The sequence below is a fragment of the Streptomyces sp. NBC_01237 genome (genome assembly GCF_035917275.1).
Taxonomy (GTDB): Bacteria; Actinomycetota; Actinomycetes; order Streptomycetales; family Streptomycetaceae; genus Streptomyces.
The window spans coordinates 4659974-4673592 of record NZ_CP108508.1 but is presented as its reverse complement, the minus strand read 5'-3'; the positions used below and the strand labels follow the sequence as shown (position 1 = coordinate 4673592).

Genomic DNA, 13619 nt, shown 5'->3' with positions numbered 1-13619 from the left:
ACGTCGCAGAGCCATAGCTGTTGTGGCCGCCACCGCCCTGGCCACGCCGCTCCTCATGGCCGCGTCCCCGCACCAAGGCCACCCGTCCTCGCACGACGCCGCGAAGGAGGCCGCCAAGCTGTCGCGGAAGCTGGTGCAGCGCTCGTCCGCGCAGGACGCGTACCGGCACCTCCAGCAGTTCCAGGCGATAGCCGACTCGGCGGAGGGCCACCGCGCCGCCGGTTCGCTGGGCCACGACGCCTCCGCCGCGTACGTGTACCGCCAGCTCCAGAAGGCCGGCTACAAGGTCTCGTACGAGAACTTCGACTTCACCTACACCGAGACGCTCGCCGAGAAGCTCTCCGTGGTCTCGCCCACGCCCCGCGACGTCTCCATCAAGGCGATGACCTACACCCCGTCCACCAAGGTGGGCGGCCTCACGGCGCCGCTCGCCGGGGTCCCCGTCGACGACACCACGGGATGCGAGGCGGCCGACTACGCCTCGGAGACGTTCACCGGGAAGATCGCGCTGATCAAGCGCGGCGGCTGTTCCTTCGCCGAGAAGCAGGCGGCGGCCGCTACGGCGGGCGCGGCCGGCGCGGTCATCTACAACAACACCGAAGGTGTTCTCTCCGGCACCCTCGGAGACGCCCCTTCCGGCAAGATACCCACCGGTGGCCTCACCCAGGCCGAGGGCGAGAAGCTCGTCGCCGATCTGGCGAAGGGCGAGGTGAAGGTCGCCTTCGAGATCCGGGAGCTCCAGGAGGAGCGCTCCACCCGCAACGTCATCGCGGAGACCCGCGGCGGCAAGGCGGCGAAGACCGTGATGCTCGGCGCCCACCTGGACTCGGTCACCGAGGGCCCCGGTATCAACGACAACGGCTCCGGCTCGGCCGGTCTGCTCGAAGTCGCCCTGGAACTGGCGAAGTCCAAGAACAAGGTCGCCAACAAGGTCCGGTTCGCCTGGTGGTCGGCCGAGGAGAACGGCCTCCTGGGCTCGGAGGCGTACGTCGCGGGGCTGACCGAGGCGCAGCGCAAGCAGGTCGCGCTGTACCTCAACTTCGACATGATCGCCTCGCCGAACGGCGCGCAGTTCGTCTTCGACGGCGATGACTCCGACAAGGTGGGCGAGGGCCCCGGTCCGGAGGGCTCCGCCCAACTGGAGCGCGACATCAACGACTTCCTCGACCGCAAGAACACCCCGCACGAGGGCACGGACTTCACCGGGCGCTCCGACTACGGGCCGTTCATCGAGGTCGGCATCCCCTCCGGTGGTACGGACACGGGCGCCGAGGAGATCAAGACACCGGCCCAGGCGGAGAAGTTCGGCGGTGAGGCCGGAGTCGCGTTCGACCCGTGCTACCACGCGGCCTGCGACGACCTGGACAACATCGACATGGCGCTGTTCGACACGAACATCGACGTGATCGCCAACGCCGTCGGCACGTACGCCCACGACATCAGCTCCCTGACCCGCCCGGTCACCTCCACACCCACCACGGGCGGGCCGGGCAGCGGCGGCGGCCTGCGCGACGGCCACGCACACGGAGTCACCGAGTAGACGGAGTCACCGGGTAGGCGGCACGGACACCGGAACGACCCGCACACCCCGGGCCCGCACACCCTGAGCGGGCCACCCCAGGCGGGTACACCCCCGGGCGGCCGGCGCACCAGCGCCGGCCGCCTGTCCACGCCACCACCCTCGCCGACGGCGGCGGCCGGCCCCGGACAGCTCCCCGTATCTCCGGACCGCTCCCCGTACCTACGGACCGCCCCGAACCGCTTCATACCGCTCCGTACCTCTAGCGCCTGCGACGTGCCGTACCGAACAGCGACCGGGAGATCTCCCGCCCCAGCTGGGTCCCCACCGACCGCGCCAGGGACTTGAACATCCCGCTGCCCACCACCTGGTCGACCAGCGAGGCATCCTCCTTGCCGTGCTCGGCGGGCGTACGCGTCGGCCTCACGGCCTCCTCCACCGCCGCCCGGTCAGCCACCTCCTGGGCCTTCTGAGCCCCCTGGGCCCCCTGAGCCGCCCGGTCCTCCTCCGACCCACCCGCCTCCCGAGCCGCGAGCTTCTCGTAGGCCGACTCTCGGTCCACGGCCTCGGCGTAACGCCCGTACAGCGGCGATCCCTTCACGGCGGCGTCCAGCACCTCCGCCGCCACCGGCCCCATCAGCGACTGCGGCGCCCGCAGCCGGGTGGCGGCCACCGGCGTCGGCGCCCCCTTCTCGCTGAGCACGGTGATCACGGCCTCGCCGGTGCCCAGCTGTGTGAGCAGCTCCTCCAGGTCGTACGGGGAGTTCGGAAAGGTCTTCACCGTCGCCCGCAGCGCCTTCGCGTCATCGGGGGTGAACGCGCGCAGCGCATGCTGCACCCGGCTGCCGAGCTGCCCCAGCACCGGTGCCGGAACGTCCTGCGGGGACTGCGTGACGAAGAAGATCCCGATCCCCTTCGAGCGGATCAGCCGCACGGTCCGGGTGATCGACTCCAGGAACGCCTTCGACGCGTCGTCGAAGAGCAGATGCGCCTCGTCGAAGAAGAAGACGAGCTTGGGCCGGTCGAGATCGCCGACCTCGGGCAGATCGTGGAAGAGATCGGCGAGCAGCCACATCAGGAAGGTCGAGAAGAGCTGCGGCTTGTCCTGCACGGCGGCCAGTTCCAGTACGGAGACCAGGCCCCGCCCGTCCGGTGCCTGGCGCAGGAAGTCGGCCGTGTCGAACTCCGGCTCCCCGAAGAAGTCGCCCGCGCCCTGCTGCTCGAAGGCGGTGAGCGAGCGCAGGATCACCCCGGCGGTGGCCGTGGAGAGCCCGCCGATCCCCTTCAGTTCGGCCTTCCCGGTGTCCGATACGAGGAACGCGGCGACGGACCGCAGATCCTTGAGGTCGACCAGCTCCAGGCCCTTGGTGTCCGCGTAGTGGAAGATCAGCCCGAGCGACTGCTCCTGGGTCCGGTTGAGACCGAGCACCTTGGAGAGCAGGACCGGCCCGAAACTGGTGACGGTCGCCCGCAGCGGAATGCCGGCCCCGATGCCGCCGAGCGCGTAGAACTCGCTCGGGAAGCCGGTGCCCCGCCAGGTCTGGCCCACCTGCCCGGCCCGCTCGTCCACCTTGTCGCCGGGCAGGCCGGGAGCCGAGATACCGGAGACATCGCCCTTGATGTCGGCGAGGAAGACCGGCACCCCGTTGGCGGAGAGCTGTTCGGCGATCAGCTGGAGGGTCTTGGTCTTCCCGGTGCCGGTGGCACCCGCGACCAGTCCGTGCCGGTTGAGCATGCCCAGCGGGATACGGATCTGCGCCGCGGGCAGGCAGGCGCCGTCCCACAGGAGGGCTCCGAGATCGAGGGCGGTGCCGGAAACCGCGTACCCGGCGGCGATGTCCCGCGCCGGCTGCGGCAGGGAATCCACACCGGGACCGGGGCCCGTACCCGCGTCGGCGGCCGTGCGCGCTTCGGAGCCCGTACCCGCGTCGGAGTCCGCTCCCTCGGCCGTGTTCGCGCTCCCACTCATGGCGACCCCTGTCCCGACATCACGCGCTATATGACATTCCGTCCAGCATCGCAGTAGCGTTCCCTGGCTGCGCCCGGAGCCCCTTGGCCGGTAGGCTTTCCGTGTGATCTTCAAGCGCATCGGAAATGGGAAGCCTTACCCCGACCACGGCCGGGAAAGCACCCGACAGTGGGCGGATGTCGCGCCGCGTCCGGTGCGTCTGGACCAGCTCGTGACCACCAAGGGCCAACTGGACCTGGAAACCCTCCTCGCCGAGGACTCCACGTTCTACGGTGACCTGTTCGCGCACGTCGTGAAGTGGCAGGGCGACCTCTATCTGGAGGACGGGCTGCACCGCGCGGTCCGCGCGGCACTCCAGCAGCGCCAGGTGCTGCACGCCCGCGTCCTGGAAATGGGCTGACCCACCCCGCTCACCCCCGACCCGATTCCGGCCTTTCGGGTGCTTTAGTGCGCATGCGGGTGCCATCCATTGATCATTTAGTACGCATCATCACCAGGTCGCACTACGCTGCGCCCATGAGCATGCTCACTCCCCCCGGCATGGGCGGAAAGTACCGCATCACGGGCGACACGTACCCACGGATGCGCCGCCCCCGTCACCGCCGCAGGCTCGTCCTCGCGGGAATCTCCGCCGTGGTCGCCCTCGGCCTGGCCGGCTGGGGCACGCTGCAGCTCATCGACGTCTTCACCGGCGGCGACAAGAAGGCGAGCGCCGCCGACCACAAGCGCGACTGCCCGACCCCGAAGGCGTCGGCGCCCGCGAAGGTCCTGCCGAAACCGGCCGGCATCAAGGTCAACGTCTACAACGCGACACCCCGCAGCGGGCTCGCCAAGGCGGCCGCGGACGAGCTGAAGAAGCGCGGCTTCACCATCGGCAAGGTGGGCAACGCCCCGGCGGCGTACGACAAGAAGGTCCCCGGCGCCGGGATGCTGCTGGGCGCCCCGGCGGCGACGAACGGCACCTTCCCGGTACTCGGTACGCAGCTGCCGGGCACGGCGCTGAAGACCGACGCCCGAAAGACGGGGGACGTCGATCTGATCCTGGGGACGAAGTTCACGGCGTTCAGCACCCCGAAGGCGGCCGCGGCGGCGCTCACCGCCCTGTCGAAGCCGGCTCCGGCCCCGTCCTCCTGCTGAAGCCGCACCCGCGACTCCTGAGAGACCGGCGACGGCGGGGCGGTGACCGCACCCGCCTCGCCCCGTCCCAGCTACGCCACGCCACGCCCGAAGAGCTAGCCCGCCGTGCCGTACATGCGGTCGCCCGCGTCTCCCAGCCCCGGCACGATGTAGCCGTGGTCGTTGAGCCGCTCGTCGACCGAGGCGGTGACCACGGTGACCGGGGTGCCCGCCAGCTCGCGCTCCATCACCTCGACGCCCTCGGGCGCCGCGAGGAGCACGACCGCGGTGACATCGTCCGCACCGCGCTTGATCAGTTCCCTGATCGCCGCGACGAGGGTCCCGCCGGTGGCCAGCATCGGGTCCAGGACATAGACCTGCCGGCCCGAGAGGTCCTCCGGCATCCGGGTCGCGTACGTCTCCGCCTGGAGCGTCTCCTCGTTGCGGATCATGCCCAGGAAGCCCACCTCGGCGGTCGGCAGCAGCCGCACCATGCCGTCCAGCATGCCGAGACCGGCGCGCAGGATCGGCACGACCAGGGGCCGCGGGTACGACAGCTTCACACCCGTCGTCCGCGTCACCGGGGTCTCGATGTCGACCTGCTCGGTGCGCACATCCCTGGTGGCCTCGTAGGCGAGGAGGGTGACCAGCTCGTCGGCGAGCCGCCGGAAGGTCGGGGAGTCGGTGCGCTTGTCGCGCAGCGTGGTGAGTTTGTGCGCCACCAGCGGGTGGTCGACGACATGGATCCGCATGCGTCAACAGTAACCGCGCCTCCCGGCACTCTGCGCTGGCATCAACCACCTGTTCGGAGGGAAGGTGGGGGCATACGGACCCGGCGTTGGGGTGGTGTGTCGATGCAGGACGGGGAGCAGCGGAATCAGGAGCGTCCCTGGGGCGAGGCTCCGGAGACGTCCGGGGCACGCGAGGTCCGGGGGACGTCCGGAACCCGCGAGGTCCGGGAGACGTCCGGAACCCGCGAGGTCCGGGAGACGTCCGGAACCCGCGAGGTCCGGGGGACGTCCGGAACCCGCGAGGTCCGGGGGACGTCCGGGCCGGGCCGGGTACGCGACGTACCAGAGGCATCCGCGGCACCCCGGGCGCGCGACGTATCCGAGGCATCCGGGGCAGCCGACGCACCCCGGGCGCGCGACGCGCGCGAGGCGCAGGACGCGGCGCAGGACGTGCGCGACGCGCAGGAGAGTGACGCGGACCGGCGCAGACGACGCGCCCACTTCCTCCGCGAGCTCCACGAGGCCAAGCAGCTGCGCGACCGGGTCCAGCCGCGCCGGGCGCGTGCGGCCCGTATGCGCCAACAGATGCGGATGCGCACCTTCCGCTGGTGACGGTCGCGGCGAACGGGTGGCGCTCGCCGCGCCGGAACTCCCACGTCAGAACCACCGCCGAGCAGGCACTACGGGAACTGATGGCCGACGCAACGCCGGAAGAGGTCTCGCGCGGCGCTTGTTTCTGCCACGATGCCGATTGGGCGGGGCACAGAGCAGCCGGATTCACCGTCTGCCCTCCCGCCGGACCGATTCGCCTATGACCAGTGGGAGAGTCACGGTGTACTTCGCCGCACTGCTCGCGCGCACCGAAGACGGGTGGGAAGCGAGCGACACGGAGCTGGACGATGTGGAGACCCTGTCCGATCTGATGGATCTGGCCCGGGAAGCCTCGGTGGACGAGGACACGGTCCTGGTCTTCATCGAGCAGGAGGACGCCTGGTTCGGCGTCATCCGGGTGGACGGTGAGGAGGACCCGCGTATCTACGTCTCGAACGCGTCCGCCGCCGCCCGCTCCTCGTACGGGGAGATCCTGCTCACCGACGAACTGCTCGGCCGCGAACCGGGGGCCGAGGAAGAGATCGCCGCGCTGGAGGAGCTTGTCGACCTCGACGATACGGAGGACGACGAGCCGAGCGTGACCATCGGGAGCGGGCGGTCCGCTCCCGCAGCCGAATCCATCGACACCATCGACCCGGACGACGACCCCGATGCCGTACCGGCGGGGCCGATCGGAGAGTTCGGGGTCCTCACCGACCTCGGCATGTCCGAGAAGGAGCTGCTGACGTTGCGGAACGACGCACTGGTGGAGATCGCGGACGCGCTGGGAGCGGCCGAGGTCCTGGAGACCGTCCGTTAGGGTCCGCGGGTGACCGCCCGACCTCCGAAACCTTCAACCACACCCGCCGCCGCTTCCGTACGGGACCCCGTACGGGATCCGTGGCGGGCCCCGATGCGCCGCGCCCTGGCCGAGGCGGCGCAGGCGGCGTCGTCCGGCGATGTGCCGGTCGGCGCCGTCGTACTCGGCCCGGACGGAACGCCGCTCGCGCTCGCCCACAACGAGCGCGAGGCCACCGGCGACCCGACCGCGCACGCGGAGATCCTGGCCCTGCGCCGAGCGGCCACCGCGCTGGGCGAGTGGCGCCTGACCGGCTGCACCCTGGTGGTCACCCTGGAGCCCTGCACCATGTGCGCGGGCGCCCTGGTCCAGTCCCGCGTGGCCCGGGTCGTCTACGGAGCCCGCGACGAGAAGGCGGGCGCGGCCGGCTCCCTCTGGGACGTCGTACGCGACCACCGCCTCAACCACCGCCCGGAGGTCATCCCCGGCGTCCTGGAGGAGGAGTGCGCGGCCCAGCTGACGGCCTTCTTCCGCGCGCTCTGAGATTGGATTTCGAACCACGGCCCAGGATGGTCTAAGCTCTCTCTCGGTAGCGTGTCCGAGCGGCCGAAGGAGCTCGCCTCGAAAGCGAGTGTGGGGAAACTCACCGAGGGTTCAAATCCCTCCGCTACCGCCATCGACGCCCTCCTGAACTGCGGAAACGTAGATCAGGAGGGCGTTCGCGCGTCTCCCGGCGGACAAGCGGGCCGGTGACTACGGTTACCTCTACTACTTCTCTTACCTCTGTGCACGGCGGCCCACAGAGGCGCGGGAGAACGAGAACGGCCACGCGGACCGGGGAGCCATTGCCGGTGCCGGTGCCGGTCAGGAAGCCCCCGGTGCCCGAGTTCCGCCAGGCAAGCAAAAACGGGCCCCTGCCCGCTTGAACAACCGGGTCAGCAACTGTGGTCCCGGGGGGTGCGGGGTTGGTCCCCGCGAGGCGAACGGCGCGCACGGCGCGTACGAGTGGTCCCCGCGCGTGCGGGGTTGGTCCCAGGCCGCGGCCGTTCTCGTCGTCCGGGTCCGCGTGGTCCCCGCGGGTTGCGGGGTTGGCCCCTCGACCGCCGGCACCCGTGGCCGATGCCCGAGGTGGTCCCCGCGCGTGCGGGGTTGATCTCTGCCGACGGCCGTCCGGGTCGCGGCGAGTGCGGTGTTCCCTGCGCGTGCAGGGTTGGCCGCTCCCCGCCGGCCCGATGCTGGGGCATCTGACCGTTCCTCGCAGGCGCGGCTAGGCGCACGGCGCTACCTGCGACTCTCCGGGCCCCTATGTGCGGCCGAGGCAATGCAGACGGAGCGCTCCCAGCGCCTTCCTCACCCCAGGAGCTCTCATCCTCATCAGCTTGGCCAAGGCAATCCCTGATGCCAGTCACACGTGCATTCCGCTCGGAAGCACAGACCGTGCGCATCCGAGACATCCATGATCTGCACGCTTCGGCACGACGCGGGCTCAGGACCCACAAGCGTGGCTTCGCACCGATCAGGCATGTCTGCGGCAGCACGTGCCAGTTCTCGCAGGCGGCTCAGGTGAAGGCACACGCCGCACCAACAGCGCGCCTGCCAGAACACCGTGTGGTCGAGCCGTGCCCGATACAGCACCGCGTCATCGCCCACTGGCAGCTGCCGCGATTCACTCACCACACGACCACCGCCCAGACGATCTTGCCGAACGGGCGGTCGTCCACCCCCCATCGCAATGCCAGCACCTCGACCAGATGCATCCCCCTGCCGCGGACGCGTTCCTCCGATGCCGGCCTGATGCGCGGCTTCCTGCGGCAGGTGTCGTGCACCTCGATACGGCAACTGCCCGGCTGAGCCGCCACCTTCACCATCAGCGAGTCGCCCGGCTCCGTTCCGTACCGCACCGCATTGGTCACCAGCTCGCTCGCGACAAGTTCGAGGGTGCCGAGCGCGTCTTCGGTTACGGACGGCTCCTGATAGGCAGCCGCCTCCTTCACGTAACGCCGAGCAGCCCGCACGGACTCAGGCTCAGCGGAGTAGATCGCCTGCGGCGGCACGACAGGCGGGCCACAGGGGTGGGTCGGTGGTAACGCTCGCGAATGCATGGCCATCGTGCGGACCCCTCGCGTATGGGCCGACCAGACGCGCATCGCTCTGTATCGGCACGACTGCAACTCTTGCACCTAGAGTGACGCCCATCATTGCACTCTGCAAGCCATTCACTCGCATGTGCAAATCTGCACTCGACCGAGAGAACGGCCGGAAGGAAGAGGTGTTCGAAGGTGACAGCACGGCGGGAAGCGCGGCAGACTGAACGCGGTCAGAAAGAGGCGGGAGGGTACGTGTCGGCACCGACAGTCAGACGGCGGCAGCTCGGCCGAACCTTGCGTTCGATTCGGGAGAAGCTCGGCCTCACGCAGGAAGAGGCTGCGGAGAACACCGGCGGTCGGATCTCGCCCGCAAAGCTCTCGCGTATCGAGACGGCGCGAAATGCGGCGTCGGCCAGCGATGTCGAGGCGCTGCTAGACCTTTACGGAATCTCCGACGCAGACGTCCGCCGCGACATGATTCGCCTCACGCGCGAAGGTTCGCAGCGTGGATGGTGGCAGTCGTACCGGTCGGTCCTGTCCCCGGTGTACGAGGACTTGATCAGTCTCGAAGCTGAGGCCAGCACGATCCGCACATGGCAACTCGCGTCCATTCCAGGACTGCTCCAGACCCCGCAGTACGCGCATGCCGCAATCGCAAGTACCGCAATGTCGAAGGCGATCACCGACCGCGTACAAGCGTTGGTCGAGGTCAGGCTTGCCCGGCAGTCGGTGCTGTCTCGCAGCGAGCCGCTGCGTCTACGCGCAATCATCGGTGAGGCCGCTCTCCGCACCCGGCTCCCCGACGCTTCGGTGATGTATGACCAACTGTCGCGCCTCGTGCACTTTGCATCAATGCCCAACGTCGATGTTCAAGTGCTGCCGATCACCGCGCCGCTCACCGTCGGGCAGACCGGCAGCTTTTCCATCCTCGGATTCGGTGAGCTGGCGGAGCTGAGTGTGGTGCACCTCGAACAGCTGACCAGCGCCCTCTATGTCGAAGATGCGACGCAGGTCAGCACGTATGCCGACGCGCACGAGTCGTTGACCGCCGCAGCGCTCTCGGTCGAACAGTCACTTGACCTGATCACACACGCAAGGGACCAAAAACCATGACTATCGCCGATTCTTCAACTCTGGCCGTGACCTGGTGGAAGTCCAGCGCCTCACACGCTCAGTCCGACTGTGTCGAGTGCGGCACTGTCAGCCCGTCGACTGTCGCCATCCGCGACAGCAAGTACCCGGCCGGCCCCGCCCTGCTCTTCAGCCGTGAGGCTCTGTCAGCGATGGTGACGGCTGTCGCGACCGGAACTCTGTGATCCCGCTTGGACCCAGAGGGGCTGGTTCGCCCGCGAGAACGTCGGTGGTCAGCCCTCTCTTGCGGTGCGCCTGCGCCGTCCCGACGCCAGGACGGGTAGGCCACGGGGCATCTGGGGCGAAGGAATGAGGCGGTGGATCCAGTGAGCACAAAAGCCTCAACAGACAGCTGGTCACGGCAACATGTGAGAACCGCAGAGACAACCCGCGCCACGCGGCCACTGATGTACAGGAAGTTCCCTATGCCCGAATTTCGCAAAGTAAGTAAAAACAGGCCCCTGCCCGCCTAAACACACAGGTCAGCAACTGTGGTCCCCGCGCCTGCGGGGTTGGTCCCTTCGCCTTCCCGCACCGGTCGGCCAGGCGAGCGTGGTCCCCGCGCAGGCGGGGCCACCGGCCCTCCGCCAGTCGACCAGGTGACTCCGGCGAAAGCGCCCCACACGCAAAACACCGCACCCCCGACTCATCGTGCCCTTGCATAGGCGTCGAGTCCGGAGCGCGGTTCATCGGGGGTGTCGGAAAGTTAGGTCGGGGGAAGCGGCATCGGGGGGACAAGCCGCTTCCCCCGATGAGAACAGGGCCTACTGGTCCCCGCCGCAGTCAGGGGGAAGTCTTGCGGCGTGGACCCCACAGAGAGGTCCTGTTCCAGCCCCTCGGATTCCTGCCAGATCCGCTGGGCTCGTCATCCATCCTGCCCCTCCGCGGAAGCCGGCCCTGCGGGCAAAAGACCCCGGCCGCCGGGCCATAGGTCCTTAAAGAGCGCATCAGTGATCGGAAACAGCCACTGGATACGGCCAAGTGTGCGGATAGAATCGCGCGACTGCACACGCGACCGAAGGGGAGGCAGGGGCTGTGGTGCAAGCGAAGAAGATCGCGCTCTACATAGTGGTGGTCTTCGTGCTGTACACGATCATCACGTCCCCGGCCAGGGCCGCTGATCTCGTCCAGGTAGGGTTCGAAGGCGTTTCCAGTGCCGCCCAGAGCGTCGGCGACTTCATGTCCGAGCTGGTGAAGTAGGAGTATCCGATGATCCGCCACCTGGTCCTGTTCAAGCTGAACGACGGCGTCGAGCGGGACGATCCGCGGGTGGTCGCCGGGGAGCGGGCCTTCCGGGAGCTCGGTGGGCTGATTCCGGAGCTGGAGTTCTGGGAGTGCGCCTGGAACATCACCGATCGGCCGATCGCGTACGACTTCGCCATCAATTCGGCGGTCGCCGACGAGGACACCCTGAAGCGCTACATCGAGCACCCGGCCCACCAGGCCGCGGCCGGTCAGTGGCGGGAATTCGCCACCTGGGTGATCGCCGACTACCCCTTCTGACGGCCTCCCGCCCCTCGGTTCCGCCGACCCCTCGCCGCTCAGGTGAGGGGTTTTTGGCGTTTAAAAACAAAACTGTCCTCAACACGACCATATGCGGTGCTTGCACACAGTGGACATGTCTTGTGATGCTATGACCGCTTTTGACGGATGAGTTGATCGTAGTTGACCGCAAAGGGGTGGCGTCACCGTGCCGGCCAGTACAGCGCCTCAAGTGCCTCCCCAGAACGTCCAGACCGAGGACATCCAGACCGAGACGCCCGACCCCACCGCCCCGCCCGCCAGAACCCGGGGCGCGGACACCAGGGCGCTCACGCAGGTGCTCTTCGGGCAGCTCAAGGACATGGAGCCGGGCACCCCCGAGCACCGCAGGGTGCGGGCCGCCCTGATCGAGGCGAACCTTCCGCTCGTGCGGTACGCCGCCGCGCGGTTCCGGAGCCGCAACGAGCCGATGGAGGACGTCGTCCAGGTCGGCACCATCGGGCTGATCAACGCCATCGACCGGTTCGATCCGGAACGCGGCGTCCAGTTCCCGACGTTCGCGATGCCCACCGTGGTCGGCGAGATCAAACGTTACTTCCGGGACAACGTGAGGACCGTCCACGTACCCCGTCGGCTGCACGAGCTCTGGGTCCAGGTCACCGGCGCCACCGAGGATCTGACGACCGCTCACGGTCGCTCCCCCACCACCGGCGAGATCGCCGAACGGCTGAAGATCTCCGAGGACGAGGTACTGGCCTGCATCGAGGCGGGGCGCTCCTACCACGCGACCTCACTGGAGGCCGCCCAGGAGGGTGACGGGCTCCCCGGACTCCTCGACCGGCTCGGCTACGAGGACCCCGCGCTCGCCGGGGTCGAGCACCGCGACCTCGTACGGCACCTGCTCGTCCAGCTCCCCGAGCGCGAGCAGCGGATCCTTCTGCTGCGCTACTACAGCAACTTGACCCAGTCTCAGATCAGCGCCGAACTGGGTGTCTCACAGATGCATGTGTCAAGGCTTCTGGCCAGAAGCTTCGCCCGACTGCGATCCGCAAATAGGATCGAGGCGTAGTCAGAACGGGTAGACCACACAAAGAGCACTTTTGGCGGTGTAAAAGCCTCACACCCCCTGTTTCCTGCGCAGACTTGGCGCTGACTTGTCGACATGTCACTACAGCGTGTTGCCGACATGTGACATTCTGCTGGAACCGCGTTTGCCGCAGCCCCGCCTCCGGTATTCAGGTGGAGGCTGCGTTCCTCCGATGGTCGCGGTCACCGCGACCGTCCGCGACCTCAAGGGGGTGGCATGTCCGCAGAACAGGGCAGCTCGAAGGTGCTCACGCTCACGAAGAGCGTGCCGGCACCCGCCGTGCTCACCAGCTCGTCGGAAGCCATCGACACCCGTACTCTGTCCCGCTCCCTGTTCCTGCGGCTCGCCGCGCTCGGCCCCGCGCCGGGCCCCGGAGGAACGGACAGCCCGGAGCGTGCCTACGTACGGGACACACTCATCGAGCTCAACCTCCCGCTGGTCCGCTACGCCGCAGCGCGCTTCCGCAGCCGCAACGAGCCGATGGAGGACATCGTCCAGGTCGGCACCATCGGCCTGATCAAGGCGATCGACCGGTTCGACTGCGAACGGGGCGTGGAGTTCCCGACGTTCGCGATGCCCACCGTCGTCGGGGAGATCAAACGGTTCTTCCGCGACACCTCCTGGTCGGTACGGGTACCCCGGCGCCTCCAGGAGCTGCGGCTCGCGCTCACCAAGACCAGCGACGAGCTCGCGCAGAAGCTCGACCGCTCGCCGACCGTGCCGGAGCTGGCCAAGGCGCTCGGGGTCTCCGAGGAGGACGTGGTCGACGGTCTGGCCGTCGGCAACGCGTACACCGCCTCGTCGCTGGACTCCCCCTCGCCCGAGGACGACGGCGGCGAGGGCTCGCTCGCCGATCGCCTGGGGTACGAGGACGCCGCCCTGGAGGGCGTCGAGTACCGCGAGTCCCTGAAGCCGCTGCTGGCCAAACTCGCCCCGCGCGAACGCCAGATCATCATGCTGCGCTTCTTCGCCAACATGACCCAGTCACAGATCGGCGAGGAGGTCGGCATCTCCCAGATGCACGTCTCGCGCCTGCTGACCCGCACCCTCGCCCAGCTCAGGGAAGGGCTCATCGCCGACTGACCCGGTGCCGCGCGCACAAGGGTT

The 13619-nt window shown here is 68.7% G+C and carries 14 protein-coding genes, 1 tRNA gene and 1 pseudogene; 13 read left to right on the top strand and 3 right to left on the bottom strand.

Going from position 1 to position 13619, the window contains the following annotated elements:
* Positions 1-22: 22 nt before the first annotated feature.
* Positions 23-1540 carry a M28 family metallopeptidase gene (locus OG251_RS20630; RefSeq protein ID WP_326681335.1) on the top strand — a complete coding sequence of 506 codons (1518 nt, stop codon included), beginning with the start codon at positions 23-25 and terminating at the stop codon, positions 1538-1540.
* 241 nt (positions 1541-1781) lie between these two features.
* Here the strand turns inward: OG251_RS20630 and OG251_RS20625 are convergent, their stop codons facing one another.
* Positions 1782-3488 (bottom strand): helicase HerA-like domain-containing protein, encoded by a 1707-nt coding sequence (locus OG251_RS20625; protein ID WP_326678569.1) that lies wholly within the window; start codon positions 3486-3488, stop codon positions 1782-1784.
* A gap of 103 nt (positions 3489-3591) precedes the next feature.
* On the opposite strand from OG251_RS20625, the gene OG251_RS20620 reads away from it, so the two are divergent.
* Positions 3592-3888 (top strand): type II toxin-antitoxin system VapB family antitoxin, encoded by a 297-nt coding sequence (locus OG251_RS20620; protein ID WP_073727519.1) that lies wholly within the window; start codon positions 3592-3594, stop codon positions 3886-3888.
* 140 nt (positions 3889-4028) lie between these two features.
* Entirely contained in the window at positions 4029-4625 is a 597-nt protein-coding gene (locus tag OG251_RS20615) for a LytR C-terminal domain-containing protein (RefSeq protein WP_326681334.1), read from the top strand.
* Between the two features lie 95 nt (positions 4626-4720).
* Here OG251_RS20615 and upp read toward each other — a convergent pair whose 3' ends face one another.
* Complete coding sequence (gene upp / locus OG251_RS20610) at positions 4721-5356, bottom strand: uracil phosphoribosyltransferase (protein WP_073727523.1); 636 nt, start codon at positions 5354-5356, stop codon at positions 4721-4723.
* A gap of 396 nt (positions 5357-5752) precedes the next feature.
* On the opposite strand from upp, the pseudogene OG251_RS20605 reads away from it, so the two are divergent.
* From OG251_RS20605 to OG251_RS20590, 4 genes and pseudogenes are all read left to right on the top strand, one after another.
* Positions 5753-5947 (top strand): annotated as a pseudogene (locus OG251_RS20605) (hypothetical protein); the annotation flags it as partial.
* A gap of 220 nt (positions 5948-6167) precedes the next feature.
* On the top strand, positions 6168-6746 hold the full coding sequence (locus tag OG251_RS20600; RefSeq protein WP_326681333.1) for a tRNA adenosine deaminase-associated protein: 579 nt from the start codon (positions 6168-6170) through the stop codon (positions 6744-6746).
* A gap of 93 nt (positions 6747-6839) precedes the next feature.
* Positions 6840-7268: a tRNA adenosine(34) deaminase TadA gene (gene tadA / locus OG251_RS20595; RefSeq protein ID WP_326681332.1), complete on the top strand. Its 429-nt coding sequence runs from the start codon at positions 6840-6842 to the stop codon at positions 7266-7268.
* Positions 7269-7313: 45 nt separating this feature from the next.
* Positions 7314-7401, top strand: a tRNA-Ser gene (locus OG251_RS20590).
* Positions 7402-8395: 994 nt separating this feature from the next.
* Here OG251_RS20590 and OG251_RS20585 read toward each other — a convergent pair.
* Entirely contained in the window at positions 8396-8827 is a 432-nt protein-coding gene (locus OG251_RS20585; RefSeq protein WP_326681331.1) for an ATP-binding protein, read from the bottom strand.
* Between the two features lie 177 nt (positions 8828-9004).
* Here OG251_RS20585 and OG251_RS20580 point away from each other — a divergent pair, with 177 nt between their 5' ends.
* From OG251_RS20580 to OG251_RS20555, 6 genes are all read left to right on the top strand, one after another.
* Positions 9005-9925 (top strand): helix-turn-helix domain-containing protein, encoded by a 921-nt coding sequence (locus OG251_RS20580; protein WP_326678568.1) that lies wholly within the window; start codon positions 9005-9007, stop codon positions 9923-9925.
* Complete coding sequence (locus OG251_RS20575) at positions 9922-10128, top strand: DUF397 domain-containing protein (RefSeq protein WP_326678567.1); 207 nt, start codon at positions 9922-9924, stop codon at positions 10126-10128. The genes OG251_RS20580 and OG251_RS20575 overlap by 4 nt, the downstream gene beginning before the upstream one ends.
* Before the next feature lie 850 nt (positions 10129-10978).
* A complete protein-coding gene (locus OG251_RS20570; protein WP_198953543.1) occupies positions 10979-11143 on the top strand; it encodes a hypothetical protein in 165 nt (54 codons plus the stop codon).
* A 9-nt stretch (positions 11144-11152) separates the two neighbouring features.
* Positions 11153-11446, top strand: coding sequence for a Dabb family protein (locus OG251_RS20565; protein ID WP_326678566.1), 294 nt, complete (start codon positions 11153-11155; stop codon positions 11444-11446).
* 187 nt (positions 11447-11633) lie between these two features.
* On the top strand, positions 11634-12494 hold the full coding sequence (locus OG251_RS20560; protein WP_326678565.1) for an RNA polymerase sigma factor SigF: 861 nt from the start codon (positions 11634-11636) through the stop codon (positions 12492-12494).
* Between the two features lie 234 nt (positions 12495-12728).
* Complete coding sequence (locus tag OG251_RS20555; RefSeq protein ID WP_073727552.1) at positions 12729-13595, top strand: RNA polymerase sigma factor SigF; 867 nt, start codon at positions 12729-12731, stop codon at positions 13593-13595.
* The last annotated feature ends 24 nt before the right edge of the window (positions 13596-13619 follow it).